The organism is Caproiciproducens sp. MSJ-32 (assembly GCF_018918055.1).
Taxonomy (GTDB): domain Bacteria; phylum Bacillota; class Clostridia; order Clostridiales; family Clostridiaceae; genus Clostridium.
In genome coordinates, this window is the sequence record NZ_JAHLPS010000083.1 from 1 (window position 1) to 25,966 (window position 25,966).

Genomic DNA, 25,966 nt, shown 5'->3' on the forward strand with positions numbered 1-25,966 from the left:
CGTCGGAGATAATTATACTATTTCATTTGCAATTCTGTTAAGTTTTATATTTGTAATCTTGTTAATTTTTATTTTAGCATTAATAATAAGTACTTGACTATGACCTTGCGTCATAGTTTACAATATAGAGTATTAAAAACAAAAAAAAGAAAGAGTTTTAAAATGAAAAAACAATTATTAACTGTTAAAGATGTTTCATATATAACAGGTATAACTCCAAGAACACTACATTATTACGATAAAATTAATAAACTTTAATATTAAAGCAGCAGAGATTAAAAGAAATTATTAATGCTGTAGATGATTACTTATCAGGTGAAGAGCCATTTAATTTAAGTATATTTAAAAATTCAGAAGTTCTAGAATTGAAGGAACAGTATTATCGTGAAGCTAAATTAGTATATGGAGAAACAGAAAAGTATAAGGAAGAAGATTTAAGTGATTTTATTTATAAAGCAATTTTAGAATATTGTAATAAATAGTTGGTTGTTTAGAAAGGAAATAATACAAATGAGCAAAATATTGATAGTTTATTACTCGCTATTTCAAAATACAAAGAACTTTGCATTAGAAATAGCAAGGCAAACTGGCGGCGATATAAGAGAGCTAATTTCTGAAAAGAATTATTCTTTTAATTATAATACAGCTGCTAAGGAAGTTAGAAGTGAAATTGCTAGGAGATTTTGCCCTAAGTTGCTATCTGGCAATGAGCCAATAGATAATTATGATACTATATTTATAGGTACACCTAACTGGTTTAAAACAATGGCACCACCAGTTAGGAGCTTCATTAGAAATCATAATTTTGAAGGAAAAACTATAATTCCTTTTTCCACTAGCGGTGGAGGAGGCCTTGGAGAAATTCAAGATGATATAGCTAAAGAGTGTTTAAAAGCTAAAATTCTTCCAGGCATTGATGTAAGTGGACAAATTGTTAGAGAAGATATAGAAAAGTGGCTTAAAGGAATTTTAAATTAATAAGATGAATGTAACAAGGGCAATAATATTTTTTTGTAAGTAATTTAGAAGAAGCAGTTAGAATGTTAGGGGGAGCTAGATAATATAATTTAGTTAAGAACTAAGTAAGGAGAAAATGTATATGAAAGCCTTGATTCTTTATTATTCAAATTATAAGCATAATACTGAAAAACTTGCAAAGGTTTTTGCTAGAAAAATTAACTGCGATTTAATAAATATTGAAAGTACTAAGGATATTAATTTAGAGAATTACGATTTAATTGGCTTTGGCTCTGGGGTATACAAGGAAAGCATGGCTCCAAAACTTTTTAAACTAGTGGATAGATTAAATTTAAAGGGCAAAAATGTTTTTGTATTTTCAACTAGCGGAGTTGGTATGAAGTTTTATAATAATAAGCTGCTTAAATTGCTAAAGGAAAAGGGAGCTATTATTAAAGGAAGTTTTGCCTGCAAAGGAAGTTTTATAGCAAAAGAGTTTTCTGATAATAAGATTTTTGATTTCTTAGGTAAGTTATCCCAAGGGCATCCAAATGAGAAGGACTTTAAAAAAGCAGAAGAGTTTATTACAAAGTTAGTGAAATTACTTTAAATATAGCAGATAAATTTGTATAAAAACAAATTTATCTGCTGTCTTTTATAGGATTTTTAAATCTGTTCCTTTATTAACCCTGTTCTATATGCATTTAAAAGTTTTTCTAAATCTTCTATTTGAAGTTTTAATTCCTTGCCAATGTCTGTATCTGCTACTCTCATTCTTTCAACCTCTGTTTCTAATATTACTCTAGTTGAAAGAATATCTTTTTCTTCTTCAATGGCCTTTTGAGTAGATTCAAAGGGCTCATGAGAAACTAACGATAATCCATAAGAATTATATATAAGGGTATAGCCTGCAATTCCAGTTTGACTTTGATAAGCTTTTGAAAATCCCCCATCTATAACTAAGAGTTTCCCATTTGCTTTTATAGGACTTTCTCCTTTTTTTATTTTAACTGGGACATGTCCATTAATTATATGTGAAGTTTTAGGGTCTAATCCAAATTCTTCAAAAATCATATTACATGCTTTTTCATCGTCTTCTAAATCAAAATAATGATTCTTCTTTTCAATATGAGTTTCTTTATCTTCTATAAAATATCTTTCAAAGGTAGTCATTTTATCTTTACCAAAGAGAGGCGAGCAAGAACCATTCCAAAGATACCAAATCATATCCATTCCATATAATTTAGCCTCTGGATTATCTTTATGAAAATATCCCTCTCTAACTATAATTTCTAACCTATCTAGTAAAGCCTTACCGCTATATTCTTTACCAGATGCACCTATTCTGACCTTTTTAAAAGTTCCATCGTCATTTAATGGAATACAGCCATGATATAATAAATTTGAGTTATACTTTAAATATAAACTCCCCTTTGCAAATAGAAAACTAACATGTCTTTGAAGTTTTTCGCTATTTAAAAAGGACGACTTAAGCTTTTCTATAAGTTCAATTTCTTCTGGTATAAGTTTATATGGATCTTTAGGGTCGATAGTAGGAAAATTAGTATCCTTTAATTTGTATTCTTTTCCATTTAGGTTTATTGTACCTTTTTCATAGTTAATTTTATCTAGCAGAAGCCTATCTTCCATAGAGAAATAAGGTCTTCTTTTAATTACTGCTCCTTCTAGCTTAAATTGAATTATAGCTATTGCCTTATGCATTTTTGATATAATGTTTATTTCCTTATCACTATAATTTTTATCATTTTCAATAATAGGTTTGAATTCTAAACATTCATCATTTCCATAAAAATCTATGGCAAAGGTAGCCAATGGTAGTAAACTAATTCCATAACCATCTTCTATGGTAGCTAAGTTGCCATATCTGGCAGAGCTTCTTATAACAGTTGCAATGCAGGCTTCACTTCCAGCAGCGGCACCCATCCAAACTATATCATGATTACCCCATTGAATATCAACAGAATGATAATTGATAAGGGTATCCATAATAATATCTGCACCAGGGCCCCTATCAAAAATATCTCCTACAATATGAAGTCTATCTATTACTAAATCTTGAATTACTTTGCATATTGCTGTTATAAATTCTTTAGATCTACCTATGTTTATTATAGTTTTTATTATTTCATTATAATATCTTTCCTTATTGCTATTATTGCTTTCTTCATGCAGTAGTTCTTCTATGATATATGCAAAGTCCTTAGGAAGAGCTTTTCTAACCTTAGAACGGGTATATTTTGAAGAAACACGTCTACAAACCTCTATAAGCCTATATAGGGTAACCTTATACCAATCTTCAATATTTTTTTCTTTTTTTATTATAAGTTCTAATTTTTGTTCTGGATAATAAATCAATGTTGCAAGACTTTTTATTTCTTCTTCCATTAAAGAATTGCCGAAGATATCTTGTATTTTTCTTTTTATAACTCCAGAAGCATTTTTTAATACATGTATAAAAGGTTCATATTCACCATGTATGTCTGATAAAAAATGTTCAGTGCCCTTAGGAAGGTTTAGAATAGCTTGCAAATTTATTATTTCTATACAGGCATCTGCTATAGTTGGATATTGTTTTGATAAAAGCTTTAAGTATCTTAATTCATTTTCAAGATTATCAGTATAATTTTCTTTAATGTAAGACATTTCTATTTCTCCCAGTAGTTTATTATTTGAAATAATTATAACAAATTCATCGCTAGTTGTAAGTAAATAAATTAAACATTATATGGAATATGTTGCTTACTAATTTTATAAACTATAATGTATCTTTAATTAGTTAGAGAAGAAACTAATTAATTTTTTATAAAATTAAGGGGGAGAATTTATGAAAAAACTGATTAACAAGCCTGAATATGTTGTTGAGGATATGATAGCTGGTATGGTGGCTGCTCATCCAGAATATTTAAGGAAGCTTGATGCAGGCAATATTTTAGTTCGCAAGAATGCACCAATTAAGGGTAAGGTTGCTCTAGTTAGTGGTGGAGGAAGTGGACATGAACCTTCCCATGCAGGTTATTTAGGTAAGGGGATGATAGATGGAGCTGTAGCAGGAGCAGTATTTACATCACCAACTCCAGATCAAGTTTATGAAGCTATAAAAGCAGTTGACAGCGGTGAGGGAGTTTTATTAGTAATTAAAAATTATACTGGTGATGTAATGAATTTTGACATGGCAAAAGAAATGGCTGAGATGGAAGAAATAAAGGTTGAAAGTGTAATAGTAAATGATGATGTTGCTGTTGAAAATAGTACTTATACAGCAGGAAGGCGTGGAATTGCAGGAACAGTATTTGTTCATAAAATAGCTGGTGCAAAGGCTGAAAAAGGAGCTTCTTTAGAAGAAGTTAAGGCTGTTGCTGAAAAGGTTATCGATAATGTCCGCAGTATGGGAATGGCACTAAGTTCTTGTATAGTTCCTGCAGCAGGAAAAGCAAACTTTAGCCTAGGAGAAGATGAAGTTGAGATAGGAATGGGAATCCATGGAGAACCAGGAACCCATAGAGAAACTATTAAAACTGCTGATGAAATAACAGAACATCTTGTAAATAGAATATTAGAAGATATGAAGCCAGAGGAAGGTTCTGAAGTTGCAGTTATGGTTAATGGCCTATCAGGAACACCTTTAATGGAACTATATATAGTTAATAAGAAAGTAAATGAACTTTTAACTAGTAAAGGTATTAAAGTTTATAAGACCTTTGTAGGTGAATTTATGACTTCTCTTGAAATGGCAGGCTGTTCAGTATCGATATTAAAATTAGATGATGAATTAAAGGAATTATTAGATGCACCTGCAGATACTCCTGCATTAAAGTTATTATGATACATTAGAAAAGAGGAATATTATGAGTATAAATGGGAAAAAAGTTATAGACATATTAAATAAAATTGCTGATGTAATTGATAATAATAAGGCATTTTTATCAGAATTAGATGCAGCTATAGGTGATGGAGACCATGGCATAAATATGAGTAAGGGTTTGTTTGCAGTAAGAGAAAAGTTAAGAGATAATGAAGGGAAAAATATAGGCGACATATTAAAAATTACTGGTATGGCTCTTGTTAGCAATGTTGGAGGAGCATCAGGTCCCCTATATGGAACAGCTTTTATGAAGGCAGCTATGGCTGTAAATGGAAAAGAAGAAATAGATATTAAGGATTTTAAAAATATCTTGGAAGAAGCCTTGAAAGGTATAAAAATGAGAGGGAAAGGACAAGCTGGAGAAAAAACTATGATAGATGCTTTAGAACCAGCCTTAAATGTCTTGTCAAATGCTATAGAAGAAGGATTAAGCAGTAAGGAATGTCTTTATAAGGCAAAGGAAGCCGCTAGAGAAGGAGTTGAATACACTAAAACTATTGCGGCTACAAAGGGAAGAGCAAGTTACTTAGGTGAGAGAAGTATTGGACATCAAGATCCTGGAGCAACATCTAGTTATTTGATATTAGATACCATATACAAGGAAATATAATTAATTTTGCAGAAGGAATAGTTTATGGTTAGCATTGTAATTGTATCACATAGTCAAAAGATAGCAGAAGGGGTTAAGGAACTTGCTAAGCAAATGGCGCCAGAGGTTTCCATTGAGGCAGCTGGCGGAACTTGTGATGGACGTTTGGGAACAGACATAGAAAAAATAATTTCTGCTATAGAAAAGGTTTATTCTGATGATGGAGTGCTTATATTATTTGATTTAGGAAGTGCATTTATGAATACTGAAATAGCTCTAGAAATGCTTCCTGAAGAAATGAGAGCTAAGGTAGAAATTATAGACCTTCCACTAGTTGAAGGAGCAATTTCTGCTTCTGTTGAATGTACAGTGGGAAGAAATCTAAAAGAGATAAAGGATAACTTAAAAAATATGGCAATGGGAAAAATAATGTAAATATTTAAGAGGGTTGTCTATGACAACCCTCTTATTGGCTAATTTTCTAATTCATTAACTAGTATACTATCCTTTTCGTAATAACTTCTATTTAAAGTTCCTTCTAAACTTGAAACGGCACCTGCAACAACTAAGTCGCCACTAACATTGGTTGCAGTATGAATTTGATCTAAGATTCTATAGATACCTGTAATAAGACCTACTACTTCAACAGGTAATCCCATACTTATAAGTATTGTTGTTCCAATAACTAAACCAACTTGAGGTACCGCAGCACAACCTATTGATAAGAGAGTTGCTTCTAGAATTAATGATAGTATTTGCATAAAACTTAGTTCAACTCCCGCAAATTGAGCTGCAAAAATAATTACAACTCCAAAGAATATTCCTGTACCATCCATATTGGCAGTTGCACCAAAAGGTAGAACAAAGCTTGCAATTTCATTTGGAATTCCTAGTTTTTCTTTAGCATTTTTCATAGATACTGGTAATGCTGCCATTGAAGTACAGGTACTAAAACCAACAAGCCAAGATTCAAATACTACCTTAAGATATTTAATTGGATTAACTTTAGTAATAAAAATTATCATTGGAATATAGATAAGTAATACTTGTAGAAAAGCAGCAGAGTATTCAGTTAAGATAAATTTAAAGATAGTTCCTAAAACTGAAGTACCATAAGTAGCCATAGAATCTGTCATAAGGCCAAATACACCAATAGGAATATACAAGACTATTATATCAATGATTTTATACATAATATTAGCCCCGGTTTTGAAAGCTTGTTCAACTTTCTTGCCTTGTTCGCCTAAAAGAATAATAGCAATTCCTAACATTATGGCAAAGAAGATGATTTGTAACATAGAACCTTTGGTAAAGGCTTCAAAGATATTGAGTGGAATTATATCTAGTAATGTGTCATAAATACCAGGAAGTTCTGCTACATTTATTTCGCTTGCTGCAGTTTCAAGAACTATGCCTTGTCCTGGTTTAATAATATATGCAAGGGTTATACCAATTGCTATTGCAATTGCACTGGTTACTGAAAATAGAAGAAAGGTTTTTATTCCGATACGTTTTAATTGCTTAAGATCTTTTAATTCTAAGACTGCGGCTGTAATAGAGAAAAATACAAGGGGAACAACAATCATACGAATTAGCCTAATAAATATATTACCAAGAAATGAACAGAAATCCGTTATGTAGGCAATCCAAGCAACATCTTTTCCGCCAGCTTTACTTAAAATAAGCCCAAAGACGGTACCTAAAATAAGACTCATAAAAACTAACTGATAATTTTTTAATTTTCTTTTCTTCATTTAAGACCTCCTTTAGATTTTATTTATTATGATAAAAGACGTAGTTTTACATTGAATTGTATTACTACGTCTTTTATTTTATATTACATAATATTAATTTTACACTAAAATTAAATTCTTGTCAAAAAATAATTGGAATAAATTGGGTTATGATTATTAAGTTACAATTTTTTTAACAATAGTCAAATTGGTGAATATTATAAAGTATCATTAATAAATTAGGATGGTAATTTTATGGGAGCCAAGAGAAGAAAAAGAAAGAAGAGGTTTATTGGAAAACAAAATAATCAATCTAATAATTTATATCCAGCTGTAAGGAATGAATTGACGGGACCTGTCTATGGATATATAAATGAAAGAGGCAACTTTGTTATAGAGCCTAAATTTGAAAATGCTTATGATTTTAATGAATTTGATATAGCTATAGTTAATTATAATAGTAAGGCAGGAATAATAGATAAAAAGGGAGAGTATCTTGTTCATCCTATATATGATAGTATTAGTCATTACAAAGAGGGACGAGCTGTATATATTTTAAATAATACAATGGGAATTATAGACCAAAAGGGAAATAGAATAACAAAGAAGCCTTATAATTTTGTTGGAAATTTTAATGAGGGAAGGGCTGTTGTTGGAATTCTTGATGAAGAGAGCGGTTCATATATTTATGGATATATTGATCTTGAAGGAAATGAAATTGTTGCTCCAGTTTATCTTCAAGCAGAAGATTATAAAGAGGGAGTAGCCTTAGTAAAAATTAAGGAAAATCTATTTGCTTTATTAGATAAGAATGGTGAAATAATAAATACTTATGATTATTTTTATGTAGGTCAATATGGGGAAGGTTTAATGGTATTTGCCCAGGATTCAGATAGCCCTTTTGGTTATATAAATACAGAAGGCGATGTTATAATAAGACAAAAATTTTCATCAGCAACTGCCTTTATAGATGGAGTCGCAGTAGTAAGTACGGGAGAATTATATAAAGCTAGATATGGGGTAATAAATAAATCAGGAAAATATGTGTATGAACCTATTTTTAGCAGGATAGAACAATTAGGAGAGGGAAGAGTAGCATTAGGACTTCCTTTAAATGAGGATATTCCTTATTGGACAAGTATTTATGCCATAGGTGATATCACAGGCAATAAATTAAGTAATTTTAAATATTTAGCGGTAGGAAATTTTAAAAATGATTTAGCTTCTGCAAGTGATGAAAAATATACATTTTTTATAGATTTGAAAGGAAATATAGTAACAAATCTTCCAATTGTTGAGGGGGGCGGCAATTTAGAATTTGTTCATAATCTTATAAGAGCCAATATAGATTATATTAGCTATTATATTAAAAGCAGTGGAAAGGTAGTTTATAAACCTAATGATACAATTAGACTTAATAATAAATATTCAATAACTAAGCTTAAGTTTAACCCTAATTATAATTATTTAGTATACTATCCTAAAGTAGAAGGGCTAGCAAATAAAAATGTAGAAAATAATATAAATGAAAAGTTAAGAATAATGTCTTGTTTTATTCCTATTATGAATGGTAGTTCAATAGTGGATGTACAAATCACAGAAGAAGATGTATTAGATTATCATTATAATGGAAATTTTGAAGTGGAATATTTTAATAAGAATCTTTTAGTTCTTGATATGACAGGATACTATTATCCTTTTGGAGCAGCTCATGGCATGCCATATAAGAAAACCCCTAATATCAATTTAGAAACTGGTGAGTTTTATAGTCTGACAGATTTATTTATGGAAGGAGTAAATTGGACTGAAGAATTAAATAAAATTATAGAAAAGATGATAAATACTGATCCTCAATATGACATACTTTTTGAGGATAGGTTTAAGGGAATAAATGAAAATCAAGACTTCTATGTTGATAAAGACAATCTCTATATTTATTTTCCACCATATGAAATAGCTCCATATGTAGCAGGCTTTGTTAACTTTAAAATACCATTTACAGAAATTGAAGGTATGATAAATAAAAATGGAAGCTTTTTTAAGGCCTTTAATTAAAAATGTAATAGGAAATTTCCTATTACATTTTTTATGTGATTATAGTCACAGATTAAAATATATAATTAAGTATAATAATTAGTAATTAATATTACTATTTTGAAAGGTTGTGAAGCATGGGAAATAAAATTGTTGATTTTAAAAAATCCGTTTATGAACTAAATAAAGAAAATCCAGAAGTAAGTGAAATTCTTGCCAGTGTAGGTTTTGAAATTTTATTAGAAAGACCTGGAATGTTAGCAACTGCAGGAAGGGTTATGACTATTCCAAAGGCTTCAATAAAGAAAAACATACAACTAGATAAAATAAAGGAAGCTTTTATAGAAAAAGGTTATGAAATAATTGAATAATTAAAATTTTATTAAATCTATTTACTTTAAAGATGAAATAGATTATTTTAAAAGTACTAGGTGTAAATAAATAATATAAATGAAAATATGATGTGGCCTTAGGCAGCATCATATTTTTATTTTATTTCTGAATATTATGCTATAGGCTGCAAAAGATAAAAATAAATATATGTTGAAAAATTGCTTTACAGCGTATTAAGTAGAAAGTATAATATTCCAGATATGTAAAGTATAAATACTGCTGATATATTATTTTATAAAGGAGCAATTGAAATGAGAAGATTAAAAATTCTTTATACTTGCGAATCTAAAGAATATTTTAATACAATTAGAACTTTAGTTTTGCCAGAGGATACAGATTTTACTGACGTAGCAGCTGCAGTAGTGACAGATCAGGATATTGAGATAATTGAAGAAATTTATAATACCAAGTTTGGTATTCCAATTTTTGTGGTTTTAAAAAATGTAGATAGGCTTAGCAGTGAAGTTTCAAAGATGGTTTATAGAGTAATTGATAGAAATGAATTTGATAAAAATCTTTACAGCAGAGTAATTGAAACTGCAGCAAGGCAATATGAAGATAATTTACTTCCACCATTTTTTAAGGCTTTATCTGATTATGTAGAACAAGGCAACCTGCAATTTGATTGTCCAGGACATCAAGGAGGACAATATTTCCGCAAGCATCCAGCAGGAAGATTTTTTTATGATTTTTATGGAGAGAATATTTTCCGTTCAGATATCTGCAATGCTGATGTTGCTTTAGGAGATCTGCTTATACATGAGGGGCCGGCTATGGATGCTTCAAAATACGCAGCAAGGGTTTATAATGCAGATAAAACTTATTTTGTAATGAATGGAACTAGTACAGCTAATAATGTAGCAATAAATGCATTAGTTTCTCCAGGAGACTTGGTTTTATTTGATAGAAATAATCATAAATCTGTTTATAATGCAGCTTTGGTTGGAGCAGGAGGTATTCCTGTTTATTTAGAAACAGCTAGAAATCCTTTTGGATTTATAGGTGGAATTTATGATCATTGCTTTGATGAGAATTATTTAAGAGCTAGAATAGAAAAAGTTGCTCCAAATAAAGTTAAAGAAAAGAGACCTTTTAGATTAGCGGTAATTCAACTGGGTACTTATGATGGCACAATCTATAATGCAAGACAAGTTGTTGATAGAATAGGTCATTTATGCGATTATATTCTTTTTGATTCAGCTTGGGTTGGATATGAGCAATTTATTCCAATGATGAGGGATTGCTCTCCATTACTTTTGGACTTAAATGAAAATGATCCTGGAATTTTAGTAAGCCAATCTATACATAAACAGCAGGCAGGATTTTCCCAGGCATCTCAAATACATAAGAAGGATAAGCATATTAAAGGTCAAAAAAGATATGTAGATCATAAGCGTTTTAATAATTCATATATGATGTTTGCTTCCACAAGTCCTTTTTATCCTTTATATTCAACCTTAGATGTAAATGCTAAAATTCAATCTGGAGAAGCAGGTAAGCGCTTATGGAGGGAATGTATTAAGATGGGTATAGATGCAAGAAAAGAAATATTAGAAAAATGCAGCTTATTTAGACCATTTATACCTCCAGTAGTTAAAGGAAAGAGATGGGAAGAATATGATACAGAAGAAATTGCAGATAATATAGAATTTTTCAGATTTGAGCCAGGTGAAAAGTGGCACTCCTTTGAGGGATATGGAAAAAATCAATATTTTGTTGATCCTAATAAATTTATGCTTACAACACCGGGAATAAATGTTGAAACTGGGGAATATGAAGATTTTGGAATTCCAGCTACAATACTAGCAAATTATTTAAGGGAAAAGTCTATTATACCAGAAAAAAATGATTTAAATTCTATTTTATTTTTGATGACCCCTGCAGAAACTGTAACCAAGATGCAAAATCTAGTATCACAATTAGTTAGATTTGAACATCTTATAGAGGAAGATGCACCATTAATTGAAGTTCTTCCTAGTCTATATGAAAAATATGAAAGCAGATACCAAGGCTATACTATTAGGCAGTTATGCCAGGAAATGCATGATTTTTATAAAGAAAATAATGCTAAAAAGTATCAGCAGGATTTATTTAGGGAATCTTCCTTCCCAGAAGCTGCTATAACCCCATATGAAGCAAATATAGAATTAAAAAGAAATAATGCTAAATTAGTTCCCCTAGATAAAATAGTAGGAGAAATAGCCCTTGAAGGTGCCCTTCCGTATCCACCAGGAGTATTTTGTGTAGCGCCAGGTGAAAGATGGAGTGAAGCTGCTCAAAAATACTTTACAATACTGCAAGATGGCATCAATAAGTTCCCAGGTTTTGCGCCTGAAATTCATGGAGTGTATTTAGAAGAGGAAGATGGTTTGGTAAGAGCTTATGGTTATGTATTGGATAAAAAATAAAAAAGTTCTACAAAAGATAAAAGTAGAGGAGTAATGTACTATGGATAAAAGGAAAAATAAAATGAATGTTTTTCAGCTAACAGTAATCACTGCAATAAATATGATGGGATCAGGAATTATAATGCTTCCTGCAAAACTTGCAATGGTTGGTACAATGTCCATTATTTCCTGGCTGGTTACAGTGCTAGGTTCAATGGCATTGGCCTATTCCTTTGCCCAATGCGGTATGTATAGTAATAAGACCGGCGGAATGGGAGGATATGCTGAATATTCTTTTGGAAAATCAGGAAGCTTTTTATCTAACTATACTTATGCAGTTGCCTTAGTAATTGCCAATATAGCTATCGCTATTACTGCAGTTGGTTATGGAAGTTCTTTTTTAGGCATTACTCTTAATCCGGTACAGGTAGGAATTTGGACTGTTTTTACCTTATGGCTGGCTACAGTACTTAATTTTAAAGGGGCAAGAGTCACAGGCAGGATAGGTTCCTTTACGGTATGGGGAGTAATTGCTCCAATTTTAGTTCTTTGTGTTGCTGGCTGGTTTTGGTTTAGCAAAGATTTATATATAGAATCATGGAATCCAAATAATTTAGCTTTTTTTGAAGGTGTAAGCCAGTCAATATCAATAACTTTATGGTGTTTTTTAGGATTAGAATCTGCTTCTGCTAATATGGATGCAGTTGAAAATCCAAAGAAAAATGTTCCTATTGCCTGCTTAGGAGGAACTGTTGCTGCAGCAATAATATATATTTTAGCAACCAATATTATTGCAGGTATTGTAGCAAATGCTGATTTATTAAATTCTAATGCTCCTTTTGGTTTAGTTTTTTCTACTATCTTTAGCCCTGCTATGGGAAGACTTGTTATGGGCCTTATGGTTATATCCTGTTTTGGATCACTTTTAGGATGGCAGTTTACTATAGCTGAAGTATTTAGAAGTTCAGCTTTAGAAGGATATTTTCCAAAAATATTTAGTAAAATTACAAAAGATAATGCGCCAGTTGTAGGTATGATTATTATTACAATAGTTCAGTCATTACTAGCCTTAATGACAATTAGCCCTACATTATCTAAGCAGTTTGATCTTCTTGTAAATCTATCAGTAGTTACAAATATTGTTCCATATTTATTATCAATGGCTGCTGTAGATGCAATATTAAGAGAGGGAAAAGTTCCAGATAAAAAGAGAAAAATAACTAATTTGATTGCCTTTATAGCATCAATCTTTAGTCTTTATGCATTATATTCTGCTGGTTATGAAGCAATTATGGGAGGAGCCCTATTTACTTTTGCTGGCTGGACTTTATATGGCTTTATTTCTAGTAAATTTGATTTATCAAGAAAACTTTATTAATAATAGATATTACTTAATATACATATTGTGGTATATAATAATATGTATATTAAGTATTTTTTATAAAAATTTCAGGGGTATATGTAGTTAAGCTTGCATTTTGGGGTGGAGAAAATGGAACAAGGAAAATCTTACACAAAGGTAATTGATTATATAAAAAATCAAATAAGGTTAGGAGAATTGAAAATAGGAGAAAGACTTCCTTCTGAAAGGGAATTATCAGCCTTATTAGGAATCAGCAGAAATTCTGTAAGGGAAGCTATAAGAATCTTAGATTTTATGGGTATAATATCCAGTCAGCACGGAGCTGGAAACTATTTAACAGGAAATTTTGAAAATAATTTAGTCGAGAGTTTATCAATGCTTTTTCTTTTAAATCAGATAAATTATAAGGAAATAAGTGAATTACGTAGAGCTTTAGAAACTCAAGCTATTTTATTAGCTATTGATCAAGCAACTGAGGAAGAACTTAAGGAAATAGAAAAAATAAGCTTGAAATTAGAGCATGGAAGTGAAGAAGATAATATTATACTAGACAAAAAGCTGCATTATAATATTGCAAGGGCATCAAAAAATAAACTTATTATTGATATCTTGCAAGCTCTTTCAGAAATTATGGATAGATTTATTGCCGATTTAAGAAAAGAAATATTTAGATCCGAAGACAGCAGGGAAGATCTTAAAAAATCCCATAATGATATTGTAAAAAGCTTATTGAATAGGGACAAGGAATTAGCTTATCAAGCAATTAACAAACATTTTGAGCTTATTAAGGAAAAATTGAAATAGTTTTCATTAAATCCTTTAAAAATAAGCTAAAAGCAGGTTAATATTTAATAAAATATAAAATTTAAAAGATAAAGATGTTAAAAATATAACTTTTATTTACATATTAAGTAAGGGGTGTTATTATTTACTCATAAGAGGTAGTACCAATTTCCTTAAAAATGTATGTAAACTAAAAGTTATATTTTTTTAAGGAAACTGGTACTACCAGTAGGATTAAGTAAGGCAAAATACACTAAAGAAGAGATAAGGAACCTATTTATTTAAAAGCGGCGCTGCTTATATTCAATTAATCATATGGCCATATTGAATAAAAATTAAGTTAAAAGAAATTATGAAAGGAAAATAATTATGGTTATCTCATTTATCTTAGCCTTATTACCAATTATCTGGCTTATTGCAGCCTTAACAGCCTTAAAAATGCCAGGATACAAAGCTTGTCCTATTGCTTTAGCTTTATCATTTCTCATTGTAATAGGATTATGGAAAATGCCAATTCTAGATAGTATTACAGCAATTCTTGAAGGAGCAGCAATGTCTCTTTGGCCAATCATTATAGTAATAATCGCAGCAGTATTCACCTACAATGTTTGTATTCACACAGGTTATATGGAAATTATTAAAAAAATGTTAGCTGGAGTAACAAGAGATAAAAGAGTATTAGTTTTAATAATCGCATGGGGCTTTGGCGGCTTTATGGAAGGTATGGCAGGCTTTGGAACTGCTATAGCAATACCAGCAAGTATGCTATGGGCTTTAGGTTTTGATCCAGTACTTTCTGCAATTGTATGTTTAATTGCAAATTCAACACCAACAGCTTTTGGATCTATAGGAATTCCTACTACTACCTTATCAAAGGTTACAGGACTTAATGTAGCAAGTTTATCAGTTGATACTGTTATACAGCTGGCTCCAATAATAATATTAACTCCTTATATTTTAGTATTATTAACAGCAAAATCTAAGAAAGCCTTTAAGGGAGTGGGACTTATAACTTTAATTTCTGGACTATCCTTTGTTATTCCGGAATATTTAGTAGCTAAGTATGTTGGACCAGAACTTCCCGTTGTAATTGGTTCTGTATCTTCAATGTTTTGCACCATATTAGCGGCTAAATTATTTGAGAGGAAAGATATTTCTCCAGAGTTTGCTATGGATGCAGTGGCAACTAATAATATATCTAAAAATAAAGCCTTAACAGCTTGGCTTCCATTTATATTGATATTTATTTTCTTATTAGGAACTTCAAATTTAGTAAAGCCTGTAAATAGCTTTTTAGCCCAGTTTAAAAGCTCAGTACAAATTTATACTGGAGAGGGAGGAACACCCTATAGTTTTGCTTGGCTTTCAACACCAGGCTTATGGATTATTCTTGCTGGATTTATTGGAGGAATAGCCCAGGGAGCTAAATTCACCAAGCTTTGTGCAATCTTTAAGGATACAGTGTTGCAAATGATGAAAACGATTGTAACAATAATGTCTATTATAGCTGCTTCTAAGCTTATGGGCTATAGTGGAATGATTGCTTCTATTGCTGATATGTTCGTTAAATTGACTGGATCCTTCTATCCACTATTCTCGCCATTCTTAGGTTCAATAGGATCCTTTGTAACAGGAAGTGGAACTTCAGCAAGTGTTTTATTTGGAGGACTTCAGGCGGAAACAGCTAATGTACTTAATTTAAATTCTTCATGGCTAGCAGCAGCTAATACAGCAGGAGCTACTGCTGGAAAAATGATTTCTCCACAAAGTATTGCTATTGCAGTTGGAGCAACTGCTCTTGAATCAAAAGAAAACCTTTTATTAAAAGGGGTTATTAAATATTGTGCTATCTTCATAATTCTAATGGGAATCATCAGTTATTTTGGTGCACAATTTCTTTAATATATAGAAATTTTATAAAGGATAGGTGATTAAGATATGAATATTTTAGTTTGTATTAAGCAAGTACCTGGAACTAATAAGGTAGAAGTTGATCCTGTTACAGGGGTATTAAAAAGAAATGGCGTAGAATCTAAAATGAATCCATATGATTTATACGCTATAGAAACAGCTTTAAGAATAAGAGAAGAAAAGGGGGGCAGCATTACTGTTATTTCCATGGGACCAAATCAAGCTGCCAGCGTAATAAAAGAAGCCTTTGCCATGGGAGTTGATAATGGAGCTTTAATTTCAGATAGAAAATTTGGGGGAGCAGACGTTTTAGCAACCAGCTATACAATTGCCCAGGGAATTAAAAAGTTGGGAGATTTTGATTTAATTTTATGTGGAAAACAGACTACAGATGGAGATACAGCTCAAGTTGGGCCAGAAATATCAGAATGGCTTAAAATACCTAGCGTATGTAATGTTAGTAAGATTGTAAAGGTAGAAGATGAAAGCATTACTGTAGAAATGGATATGAGTGATGATTTAGAACTAGTAAAGGTTACTTATCCATGTCTTCTTGCAGTAGATAAGGATATTTTTATGCCAAGGCTTCCTTCCTATGTAAAGAAACAGCAAACTAAAGACCGTGAAATTAAGATTATCACTTTTAATGATTTAGATGATAAGGATGAAAAGCATTATGGCTTAAGTGGTTCACCAACTCAGGTACAACGTATCTTTCCACCAGCTGTAAACGATCATCAGGAAATATGGAAGGGTGCTTCTGTAGATCTTACAAATAAATTAGCAGATAAATTAGAGGAATTAAAATTCCTATAAGGAGGTAAAAGCAATGGGTAAGCTTGTAGTAAATCAAGATAAAATTGGAAAGATTCAAGAGGTAATGAAAATATGTCCTTTTGGAGCAATGGAAGAAGTAGAGGGAAAACTTCAAATAAATTCAGGCTGCAAAATGTGTAAGCTATGCGTAAGAAAGGGTCCAGAGGGTGCCTTTGAATTTGTGGAAGAAGAAAAGCCATCAATAGATAAGAGTCTTTGGAAGGGAATAGCAGTGTATGTAGACCATATTGATGGGGAAATTCATCCGGTTACTTATGAACTTATTGGAAAGGCAAAGGAGTTAGCTGCAAAAGTTAATCATCCTGTTTATGCCCTTATGCTTGGAAATGATATAAAAGATAAATGCCGCGAAGTTCTACATTATGGAGTAGATAAGGTATTTATTTATGATGATAAAAATTTAGCTCGTTTTAATATTGAAACTTATACTGCTTCCTTTGAGGATTTTGTAAATAAGCTTAAGCCAACTGCAATATTAGTGGGAGCAACTCCAGTAGGCCGTCAATTAGCTCCAAGACTTGCTGCTAGACTTAAGACTGGACTTACAGCAGATTGTACAATTCTTGATATGACTGAAGATACAGATTTAGTTCAAATTAGACCAGCTTTTGGTGGAAATATAATGGCCCAAATTGTAACGCCAAATCATAGACCTCAGCTTGCAACTGTTCGTTACAAGGTTATGAATGCTCCTAAGAGAAATAGCGAGGAAGCTGGAGAAATAGTTGAATGTAGTATAGAGCCTGAAAAGCTTATATCAAATATTAAAGTATTAGATATTATTCCAAAGGAAAAGGAAGAATTTATAGAAGCTTCAGATGTTTTAATTGTTGCAGGCCGTGGAATTAAGAAGGAAGAAGACTTAAAAATGATAGATGAACTTGCAGAATTACTAGGTGGACAGGTTGCTTGTACAAGACCATTAGCTGAAAATGGATGGATGGAAGTTAAGAGACAAGTTGGCTTAAGTGGAAGAACAGTAAGGCCAAAATTAATTATAACTTGTGGAGTATCAGGAGCTGTACAATTTACAGCAGGCATGAATAATGCTGAAAATATTATTGCAATTAATAAGGATGAAAATGCTCCAATATTTAAGACTGCTCATTATGGCATAGTGGGAGATTTATATGAAATTATACCAGGCTTAATTGAGCAGATAAAAATGAGGAAGGAGGCATAATTGCTATGGGATATAAAAGATTTGATGAGAAGGATTTAGAATTTATATATTGTGTTATAGGGGACCATGAGAGAGTTCTTTACGGGGAAAATATTAATGAGGAATATAGCCATGATGAATTAAGTGATACAGTAAGCTATCCTGATGTTGTTGTTAAGGTTACTTCTACGGAAGAGGTTTCTAAGATAATGAAATATGCTTATGATAATAACATTCCTGTAACTCCACGTGGATCAGGAACAGGCCTTGTAGGTGCTTCAGTTCCAATGGAAAAGGGAATAATGATAGATACAAGTTTAATGAATCATGTATTAGAATTAGATGAAGAAAACTTAACAATTACCGTTGAACCAGGAGTTTTATTAATGGAACTTGCTGCCTATGTGGAAGAAAAAGACTTTTTCTATCCACCAGATCCAGGTGAAAAATCTGCAACTATTGGTGGAAATATAAGCACTAATGCTGGTGGTATGAGGGCTGTTAAATATGGGGTTACTAGAGATTATGTAAGAGGCCTAGAAGTAGTACTTCCTAATGGAACAGTAGTAAATTTAGGAGGAAAGGTAGTTAAAAATAGTACAGGTTATGCCTTAAAGGACTTAATGATTGGTTCAGAAGGAACCTTAGGTATTATAACTAAGGCAACCTTAAAATTACTGCCATTACCTAAGAAAGCAATCAGTTTGCTTATACCATTCCCAAGCTTAGAAAGGGCAATAAGAACTGTACCTTTAATAGTTAAATCTAAGTCTATTCCAACAGCTATTGAATTTATGCAAAGGGAGGTTATCCTAGATGCAGAAAAATACCTAGGCAAAAAGTTCCCAGACAGCAGTGCAGATGCTTACTTATTATTAAAGTTTGATGGCAATTCAACAGAAGAAATAGAAAATGCTTATGATAATGTTGCAAAAATATGTTTAGAACAGGGAGCCTTAGATATATTCATTTCAGATACAAGCGAAAGGGAAGAATCAATTTGGAAAGCAAGAGGAGCCTTTTTAGAAGCAATAAAAGGTTCTACAACTTATATGGATGAAGTTGACGTTGTTGTTCCAAGAAATCGTGTAAATGATATGGTTGAGTATATTCATAATCTTTATAAGGAAGTAGATGTAAGGATTAAGAGTTTTGGACATGCTGGTGATGGCAACCTACATGCCTATATCTTAAGAGATAATTTATCTGAAGAAGAATGGAATAAGAAAATGAAGGATGCTATGGAAAAGATCTATGGCAAGGCCAGGGAATTAGAAGGTCAAGTTTCTGGCGAGCATGGAGTTGGATATGCTAAAAAGGAATATCTATTAAAATCAATGGATCCAGCTTTAATTGAAATAATGGCAGGAATTAAGAAGGCCTTTGATCCTAAAAATATATTAAATCCACATAAGATATTCCAAGAGTAAATTAGCAAAAGTAAAGAGCCTCCGGTATTATTTTTTAGTCCAAAGTTAAAGGACTGAAAAATTTTAGATACATTTTAATAAAAAGATTGCTCTAGGGCAATCTTTTTATTTTGACTTTCTAAAGGCTAAGGGAGTTTTACCGTGCACCTTTTTAAACATTTTTACAAAGTTTCCACAATAGTTATAACCAACTTTTTTTGAAATTTCTTCAATTGTTAAATCAGTTGTGGATAATAAATTTTCTGCCATAGCCATACGGATAGAATTAGTATATTCTCCGATAGACATATGATAATGAGAGGCAAATCCCGCCTTTAATTTCTGTTCATTTAGGAAAACCCTTTTACTTAATTCCTTTATAGTTGGAGGATTGCAGGCCTCCTTTGTCAATATATCATGAGCTTTTTGTATTGCATTAATGTCTGAAGTCGTTAAGGTAACTTTTCTATTTTTTCCTATCTTTACCTCGCCGTAATTTATTTGATTTGTAAAAGAATTTTCAGGAGAAGAAAAAATTTCATTTGTGATTATGGCTAGGGCTTCTAAGATCTTGCTTTCTAAATATATTGGAGTTAAAGCATTTTTATTATTTAAAACCTGCAGTTGCTGAATTATTGATACTATTTCTAGGGGAAGATATTTATAAGTATAGTTACCAATAAAGGCATCAAAATTAATGGAGTCAGGAAAGTTTGGGAAGACTACTTCGTCAAAATACTTTTTATAAATGCTTATTTCTGCTCCATGAAAGTGCTGGCCTTTTTTCCAGATCTGTTTACCCTTAATTCCCTTTTCAACTACAAAGAAGGAAGAAGGAGTGAAGGAAGAAACAGGATTATTTTCTATTTTAAACTTTGTAATGCCCTTATAAACTGTTCCAAAACGTATAAGTTCATCCTTATGATCAAAGGATAGGGAAAAGTCCTCTGGAATAGTATAGTCTCCAATACCAAAATCATAATAGCCTTCCCTGCTGTATTTAATAAAATATCCAAGTTCCGGCCTAGAAGGATTTTTATATATAATACAGTTTTTTTCAGAGAAGGCCGAAAAGGTCATTTTATCTAGTACATATTTTTGAAATTCAGAACTTGATTTTGATATCATTTATAATCTCCTTATTATAAAATCCATGCTTTTGATTAATACTAATTTATTATAACAGAAAAAATAAAATTATCATATAAGATGATAAAATTATTAAAATAGTTGCAGATATTGAAGTGAGAATGAATATCATATACAATCACTTTATGAGAATTAATTTCAATAAAGAAATTAGAAAGAGGGCGTGGATTATAATGAAGAAAAATTTATTAAAAACAATAGTAGTTTCTTGTTTAACTGCCATGATGCTTGTTTCTTGCGGAACTAAGGCATCAGAAAATAATGGAGGAGCAGCAGAAACTGTAACAGTAACTGATGTAAGAGGAGAAGTAGAAATTCCAGCAAATCCACAAAGAATTGTTGATTTAAGTGGAAATAGTGATATTTTATCTATATTAGGATATTCAGTTGTAGGAACAGCTAATAGTGATGCTTATGATTACACTAAGTTCCCTGCATACTTAGAAGAAACATTAAAGGGAGCAGAAATTTTAGGCTACAGCATGCAAGATACAATGGATATAGAAGCTGTTATGAATCTAAATCCAGATTTAATAATTATTTCAACAGTACAAGAAAAAATGTATGATCAATTAAAGGAAATAGCTCCAACAGTAATGATTCAATTAGAAGCATTAAATTGGAAAGAAGATGTTAAAGCTTTTGCAAAAGTATTTGGTAAAGAAGATGCAGCAAATAAATGGTTAGCAGATTATGAAGCTAAAGCATTAGAAGCAGGTAATAAAATTAAGGAAGAATACGGTGAAGATACAAGTTACCTTTCCTTCCTAGCTAGTGGTGGACAATTCTTCGTATTTGATGGAGCAGGTTTTGGTGATGTTTTATATAAAGATATGGGATTAGCTAAACCAGCAGGAATGCCAGAACAAAGCGATATTAGCCTTCCAGTAGTTACCTATGAAGGTTTAGCTGCAATAGATGCAGATTATATTTTTGTACTTGCAACAGATGAAGATTTAGCTCAGCTTGAAAGTAATGCAATTTGGAACAACCTACCAGCAGTTAAAGAAGGAAAAGTAGTTAAATTACCAGCTTCACCATACTTTAACCAAGGTTACAGTTCAATAGGTAGAGATTTATTAGTTGATGAAATAGGTGAAATGTTAAATGGCACAAAGTAAAAAACATACCTTAATTTTTACAATTTTTAGTATGTTACTTCTAATAGGAGGACTGGTTCTGGCTGTAAGGCTGGGATCTGTCCCTATTACTTTTTCTCACATTTTTGATAGTATTTTTAATTATAGTGAAAGTCTAGAACTAATGTTAGTTAGGGATGTACGTATTCCGAGAGCCCTTGCTGTATTATTTACAGGGGGGATTTTAGGAGTAACAGGGGCTATGATTCAAGGGGTTACAAGAAATCCAATTGCAGAACCATCTATTTTAGGTGTTAGCCAGGGAGCAACCCTAGTTATAGCAATTTTTTATGCCCTAGGAATAAGCATAAATACTTCAAGTGTTATGGTAGCAGCTTTTATAGGAGCCTTAGCAACAGGCTTATTAGTTTTAGCCTTTATATCAAAAAAGGCAAATAATAATTCTATTGCCAAGATACTATTAGCAGGAACGGCTATGAGTACATTTTTTATTTCCTTAACAACTATAATTGGTCTTTTATCAAACCAGGCTCAAATGGTTGGTTTCTGGGTTTCTGGAGGTTTTAGAAATGCAACTTGGTCAGATTTTAAATTAGTTTTTACTTTTGGAATTATTGGACTTATAATAGCAGTTTTATTATCAGGAAAAATTAATATTTTAAATTTAGGTGACGATGTTGCCATAGGCCTTGGAGAAAATCCAGAAAGAATCAGATTTATGACCTTAATTTTAATGATACCAATGTGTGCAGCAGCAGTTGCGGTAGGTAAAAATATTGCTTTTGTGGGCCTTATTGTGCCTCAAATAGTAAGAAAATTATTAGGGGAAGATTATAGAAGAAATATACCATGTTCCTTTTTGTTAGGAGCAGTTCTTTTAACCTATGCAGATATAGCAGCAAGAATGTTATTTGACCCTTATGAAACTCCAATTGGAGTTTTTACAGCCCTAATAGGAATACCATTTTTTATAGCAATAGCAAGAAAGGAGAGAGGATAATGAAGAAAAGGAAATTTAAGATAGTTCTTATAATTTTATCTGCTTTATTAGTTCTCTCCTTTATTGCGACCTTATGCTGGGGAACTTATAAAGTATCTCCTTTGGATGTTATAAATACCTTATTGGGGAATGGTACAAAGCTTCAAAATACAGCAATTTTAACTATAAGATTACCAAGAATGTTAGTTGGAATTTTTGTAGCTGTTGCTCTATCAACAGCAGGTTCAATTCTTCAAACTATAACTAAAAATGATTTGGCTGATACGGGAATAATAGGAATAAATGCAGGAGCTGCAGTGGCAGCAGTATTATTTATTACTTATCAAACTGCAAATTATTATAGCGAGCTTGGAAAATTATCTATTTTTGTCCTTCCCTTTATGGCTATAATTGGGGCAGTATTATCTGCCTTTGCTATTTATATGCTATCAAGCAGGAAGGGAATTAAGCCTAAAAGATTACTTCTTATTGGGATAGGTCTTAATGCAGGCCTTAATGCCTTTATCACCTTCTTTACCTTTAGAGGAGGAGTAGGGGATTATAATAGGGTATTGGTTTGGACATCAGGTAGTCTTTGGGGGGCAGGCTGGACTTATGCCAAAGTTATTATTCCAATTGTTTTATTAATGTTTATAGTAGTGATGTTAAATCATAAGAAGTTAGATGTTTTAAATCTTTCTGATGAACTTTCTATATCCTTAGGCTTAAATTTAGAAAGGGAGAGAAAGAAGTTTTTAACCTATTCAGTAATACTAGCAGGAACCGCTACAGCCTTTGCAGGTAATATTGGATTTTTAGGTCTAATATCACCACATTTAGCAAGAAAATTAGTAGGACCTTATCATAAGAATTTTGTTCTAATTTCAGCTATGATAAGCATTATTATAACTCTTTTATCAGATGCAGTTTCAAGAAATCTTTTTTCTCCAATTGAAATACCTGTAGGTATAACTGTATCAATATTTGGAGTGCCATATTTTATTTATTTGATGATGAAGGAGAAATAATTATGGAAGCTATTAGTGTAAAGAACTTATCGGTATCATATGAAAATAACAATATTATTGAGAATATGAATCTATCAATACCAGAGGGCAAAATAAGCATAATAATTGGTGCCAATGGCTGTGGGAAATCCACCTTGTTAAAAACTATAGCAAGAATTAACAAGCCTAAAAGTGGTGATATATTCATAAAAGGTAAAAATATAAAGAAGATAAAAGAAAAGGATATTGCCAAGGAAGTTGCCTTTCTTCCTCAAGGACCAGTATGTCCAAGCGGCTTAACTGTAAGAGAACTTGTAGCTTATGGAAGATTTCCTCATCAAAAAATGATTGGCGGCTTAAATAAACATGATAAAGAAGTAATAGACTGGGCTATAGAGGAAACAGGCCTAAAGGAATTTGCAGACAGGGAAGTTGAAAATCTTTCTGGAGGTCAAAGACAAAGAGCTTGGATTGCCATGGTATTAGCTCAGGAAACAGATATTATCATGCTGGATGAGCCTACTACTTATTTAGATATGTCCTATCAGCTTGAAGTATTAGAAGTTTTAGAAAGATTAAATAAGGAAAAGAAAATTACAGTAGTTATTGTTCTTCATGAATTAAATAATGCCTGCAGATTTGCCCATAATATTATAGGTCTTAAAAAGGGTAAAATTATCTGTCAAGGTAAGCCTTTAGATGTAATTAATAAGGATAGTTTAAGGGAAATTTACGGAATAGATGCTAATTTACAAATCAGCGAAAATGGTGACTATCCAATTTGTATGGAATATGAACTTTTGAGGGGGGACCATGAGAAATAAGAATTTTATAATTATAGTAATAGGGCAGATTATTTCTCTTTTTGGTAATGCCATTCAAAGATTTAGTATGTCCTTATATTTATTAGAATTTACAGGCAGCACAGCTGTCTTTGCTAATATTATGGCCTTTTCAACAATACCATATATCTTATTTGCACCTATAGCAGGAATGCTATCTGACAATGTAAATAGGAAGAAGATAATGGTATATTTAGACTTTTTCTGTTCAGCAGTAATTGGGATTTATGCCTTTATTTTATTAGAAGGAAAGGATCATGAATTTATTGCTGCTGCAGTAATGTTTATCTTGTCTATTTGTTATACCCTTTATGGACCAGCTGTAACGGCCTCAATACCTCAGGTAGTTGAGGAAGACAGCTTAACTTCTGCTAATGGTATAGTAAATCAAGTAGGCTCTATAGTAAATTTTGCAGCTCCAATATTAGCTGGGATATTATATGGAATTGTTGGAATAAAAATAATAGTTTTAATAAATGCCCTATCCTTCTTTATTTCTGCTATCTTAGAATTATTTTTAGATATACCAGATGTAGAGAAGAAGGAAAAAATTGAAAGGCCAATAATAAAGTCCTTTATAGATATGAAGGATAGTTTTATTTACTTAAAAAGGGAAAAGAAAATAGTCTTAGGAGTTATAGCTTCTTATGCTTTATGTAACATTTTCCTAGTGCCTATTTTAACCATAGTAGCTCCATATTTTATAAAGATATTATTGAATTTGCCTTCAGAAATTTATGGAATAGTAGAAGGTATATTTGTTTTAGGGATGATTATTGGGAGTCTTTGGATTAGCGTAAAACCTAATATTTTTTCAATGAAAAAGGTTCATTATACATATTTTCCTATGATTATAGGGGTAAGCTTTATGACCTTATTAGGAATTATAAAAACTAATAACTATCTAATAGCCTTATTATTTTCTCTTTGCGGTATGGCTATAATGATGTCGTTAGCCTTATCTAATGTTTTAACCCTTACCTTTATGCAGAAGGAAGTTCCAGGGGGAATGCTTGGAAGGGTTAGCGCTTTTTCAACAGCTGTTGCAACTATCAGTGTAGCCCCAGGGCAGATGTTATATGGGCAAATTTTAGAGACAGGAATACCAATAGGAGTTATTTTCCTATTAACTGCCATTGCCAATTTAGGACTGATTTTATTTGTTAAGTGGAATGTGAGAAGGTTAAATTCAGTTAGGAGTTTAAACTCAGTTAGGAGTTAGGAGTTAGGAGTTAGTAGTTTGGAGTGTGGAGTTTAAACTCAGTTAGTAGTTTGGAGTTGGAGTGGAAAGAGGGTGATTTTCGGTTCTTTGAAAATCATCCTCTTTATGTGCGCCCGGCATGGGCGTAATCTTGTCGGTGAAAGTCCGATACGGGGGTTGATAGTGCCAACCGTTAGCCTAAGACAAGGGTGTCCACCGCGAGGTGGAATCTGAAGGAAGTCGGCGG

At 31.8% G+C, this 25,966-nt stretch carries 23 protein-coding genes; 20 read left to right on the plus strand and 3 right to left on the minus strand.

All coding sequences use genetic code 11. From position 1 onward, the window contains the following. The first annotated feature begins 162 nt into the window (after positions 1-162). The 3 genes from KQI16_RS13060 to KQI16_RS09455 all read left to right on the plus strand — a co-directional run bounded on the left by KQI16_RS13060 (position 163) and on the right by KQI16_RS09455 (position 1,567). The gene (locus KQI16_RS13060) at positions 163-258 is read left to right on the plus strand and encodes a MerR family DNA-binding transcriptional regulator (RefSeq protein ID WP_236906211.1); all 96 of its coding nucleotides are present in this window, start codon (positions 163-165) and stop codon (positions 256-258) included. A 252-nt stretch (positions 259-510) separates the two neighbouring features. Then, on the plus strand, positions 511-978 hold the full coding sequence (locus tag KQI16_RS09450) for a flavodoxin (RefSeq protein ID WP_216433877.1): 468 nt from the start codon (positions 511-513) through the stop codon (positions 976-978). Positions 979-1,099: 121 nt separating this feature from the next. Further along, positions 1,100-1,567: a flavodoxin family protein gene (locus tag KQI16_RS09455; RefSeq protein ID WP_119866100.1), complete on the plus strand. Its 468-nt coding sequence runs from the start codon at positions 1,100-1,102 to the stop codon at positions 1,565-1,567. Positions 1,568-1,623: 56 nt separating this feature from the next. Here the strand turns inward: KQI16_RS09455 and KQI16_RS09460 are convergent, their stop codons facing one another. Further along, positions 1,624-3,621 carry a fructose-1,6-bisphosphatase gene (locus KQI16_RS09460; RefSeq protein ID WP_119866099.1) on the minus strand — a complete coding sequence of 666 codons (1,998 nt, stop codon included), beginning with the start codon at positions 3,619-3,621 and terminating at the stop codon, positions 1,624-1,626. 181 nt (positions 3,622-3,802) lie between these two features. Between KQI16_RS09460 and dhaK the strand changes: the two genes are divergently transcribed. From dhaK to dhaM, 3 genes are read left to right on the plus strand one after another with little or no spacing between them, the layout of a single operon-like run. Beyond that, positions 3,803-4,801 (plus strand): dihydroxyacetone kinase subunit DhaK, encoded by a 999-nt coding sequence (gene dhaK / locus KQI16_RS09465; RefSeq protein ID WP_216433879.1) that lies wholly within the window; start codon positions 3,803-3,805, stop codon positions 4,799-4,801. A gap of 22 nt (positions 4,802-4,823) precedes the next feature. Continuing rightward, positions 4,824-5,450, plus strand: coding sequence for a dihydroxyacetone kinase subunit DhaL (gene dhaL, locus KQI16_RS09470; protein ID WP_216433881.1), 627 nt, complete (start codon positions 4,824-4,826; stop codon positions 5,448-5,450). A 24-nt stretch (positions 5,451-5,474) separates the two neighbouring features. Next, positions 5,475-5,864, plus strand: coding sequence for a dihydroxyacetone kinase phosphoryl donor subunit DhaM (dhaM, locus tag KQI16_RS09475; RefSeq protein WP_216433883.1), 390 nt, complete (start codon positions 5,475-5,477; stop codon positions 5,862-5,864). A 38-nt stretch (positions 5,865-5,902) separates the two neighbouring features. On the opposite strand, the gene KQI16_RS09480 is transcribed toward dhaM, so the two are convergent. Then, positions 5,903-7,183 carry a dicarboxylate/amino acid:cation symporter gene (locus KQI16_RS09480; RefSeq protein WP_216433885.1) on the minus strand — a complete coding sequence of 427 codons (1,281 nt, stop codon included), beginning with the start codon at positions 7,181-7,183 and terminating at the stop codon, positions 5,903-5,905. A gap of 234 nt (positions 7,184-7,417) precedes the next feature. Between KQI16_RS09480 and KQI16_RS09485 the strand changes: the two genes are divergently transcribed. The 9 genes from KQI16_RS09485 to KQI16_RS09525 all read left to right on the plus strand — a co-directional run bounded on the left by KQI16_RS09485 (position 7,418) and on the right by KQI16_RS09525 (position 19,462). Next, entirely contained in the window at positions 7,418-9,217 is a 1,800-nt protein-coding gene (locus tag KQI16_RS09485) for a WG repeat-containing protein (protein ID WP_216433887.1), read from the plus strand. 116 nt (positions 9,218-9,333) lie between these two features. Continuing rightward, positions 9,334-9,567, plus strand: a complete 234-nt coding sequence (locus KQI16_RS09490) for a DUF1858 domain-containing protein (protein ID WP_216433889.1) — start codon at positions 9,334-9,336, stop codon at positions 9,565-9,567. A gap of 273 nt (positions 9,568-9,840) precedes the next feature. Further along, positions 9,841-11,997, plus strand: coding sequence for an ornithine decarboxylase (locus tag KQI16_RS09495; protein WP_216433891.1), 2,157 nt, complete (start codon positions 9,841-9,843; stop codon positions 11,995-11,997). A gap of 40 nt (positions 11,998-12,037) precedes the next feature. Beyond that, a complete protein-coding gene (potE, locus tag KQI16_RS09500) occupies positions 12,038-13,354 on the plus strand; it encodes a putrescine-ornithine antiporter (protein ID WP_216433893.1) in 1,317 nt (438 codons plus the stop codon). Between the two features lie 114 nt (positions 13,355-13,468). Then, positions 13,469-14,143, plus strand: coding sequence for a FadR/GntR family transcriptional regulator (locus KQI16_RS09505; RefSeq protein WP_216433896.1), 675 nt, complete (start codon positions 13,469-13,471; stop codon positions 14,141-14,143). A 342-nt stretch (positions 14,144-14,485) separates the two neighbouring features. Then, positions 14,486-16,024, plus strand: coding sequence for an L-lactate permease (locus KQI16_RS09510; protein WP_216433915.1), 1,539 nt, complete (start codon positions 14,486-14,488; stop codon positions 16,022-16,024). A gap of 36 nt (positions 16,025-16,060) precedes the next feature. Then, the gene (locus KQI16_RS09515) at positions 16,061-16,849 is read left to right on the plus strand and encodes an electron transfer flavoprotein subunit beta/FixA family protein (protein ID WP_119866089.1); all 789 of its coding nucleotides are present in this window, start codon (positions 16,061-16,063) and stop codon (positions 16,847-16,849) included. Positions 16,850-16,862: 13 nt separating this feature from the next. Beyond that, positions 16,863-18,053, plus strand: a complete 1,191-nt coding sequence (locus KQI16_RS09520) for an FAD-binding protein (RefSeq protein ID WP_216433898.1) — start codon at positions 16,863-16,865, stop codon at positions 18,051-18,053. Between the two features lie 5 nt (positions 18,054-18,058). Beyond that, entirely contained in the window at positions 18,059-19,462 is a 1,404-nt protein-coding gene (locus tag KQI16_RS09525) for an FAD-binding oxidoreductase (protein WP_216433900.1), read from the plus strand. A gap of 105 nt (positions 19,463-19,567) precedes the next feature. Here the strand turns inward: KQI16_RS09525 and KQI16_RS09530 are convergent, their stop codons facing one another. Further along, positions 19,568-20,569 (minus strand): helix-turn-helix domain-containing protein, encoded by a 1,002-nt coding sequence (locus KQI16_RS09530; protein WP_216433902.1) that lies wholly within the window; start codon positions 20,567-20,569, stop codon positions 19,568-19,570. 194 nt (positions 20,570-20,763) lie between these two features. Here KQI16_RS09530 and KQI16_RS09535 point away from each other — a divergent pair, with 194 nt between their 5' ends. From KQI16_RS09535 to KQI16_RS09555, 5 genes are read left to right on the plus strand one after another with little or no spacing between them, the layout of a single operon-like run. Beyond that, positions 20,764-21,711, plus strand: coding sequence for an iron-hydroxamate ABC transporter substrate-binding protein (locus KQI16_RS09535; RefSeq protein WP_216433904.1), 948 nt, complete (start codon positions 20,764-20,766; stop codon positions 21,709-21,711). Then, positions 21,698-22,690 carry a FecCD family ABC transporter permease gene (locus KQI16_RS09540; protein ID WP_216433907.1) on the plus strand — a complete coding sequence of 331 codons (993 nt, stop codon included), beginning with the start codon at positions 21,698-21,700 and terminating at the stop codon, positions 22,688-22,690. Before KQI16_RS09535 ends, KQI16_RS09540 begins: the two co-directional genes overlap by 14 nt. Further along, the gene (locus KQI16_RS09545) at positions 22,690-23,697 is read left to right on the plus strand and encodes a FecCD family ABC transporter permease (protein ID WP_216433908.1); all 1,008 of its coding nucleotides are present in this window, start codon (positions 22,690-22,692) and stop codon (positions 23,695-23,697) included. Before KQI16_RS09540 ends, KQI16_RS09545 begins: the two co-directional genes overlap by 1 nt. 2 nt (positions 23,698-23,699) lie before the next feature. Next, positions 23,700-24,500 carry an ABC transporter ATP-binding protein gene (locus KQI16_RS09550; protein WP_216433911.1) on the plus strand — a complete coding sequence of 267 codons (801 nt, stop codon included), beginning with the start codon at positions 23,700-23,702 and terminating at the stop codon, positions 24,498-24,500. Further along, on the plus strand, positions 24,490-25,740 hold the full coding sequence (locus KQI16_RS09555; protein WP_216433913.1) for an MFS transporter: 1,251 nt from the start codon (positions 24,490-24,492) through the stop codon (positions 25,738-25,740). Before KQI16_RS09550 ends, KQI16_RS09555 begins: the two co-directional genes overlap by 11 nt. Positions 25,741-25,966: the final 226 nt, after the last annotated feature.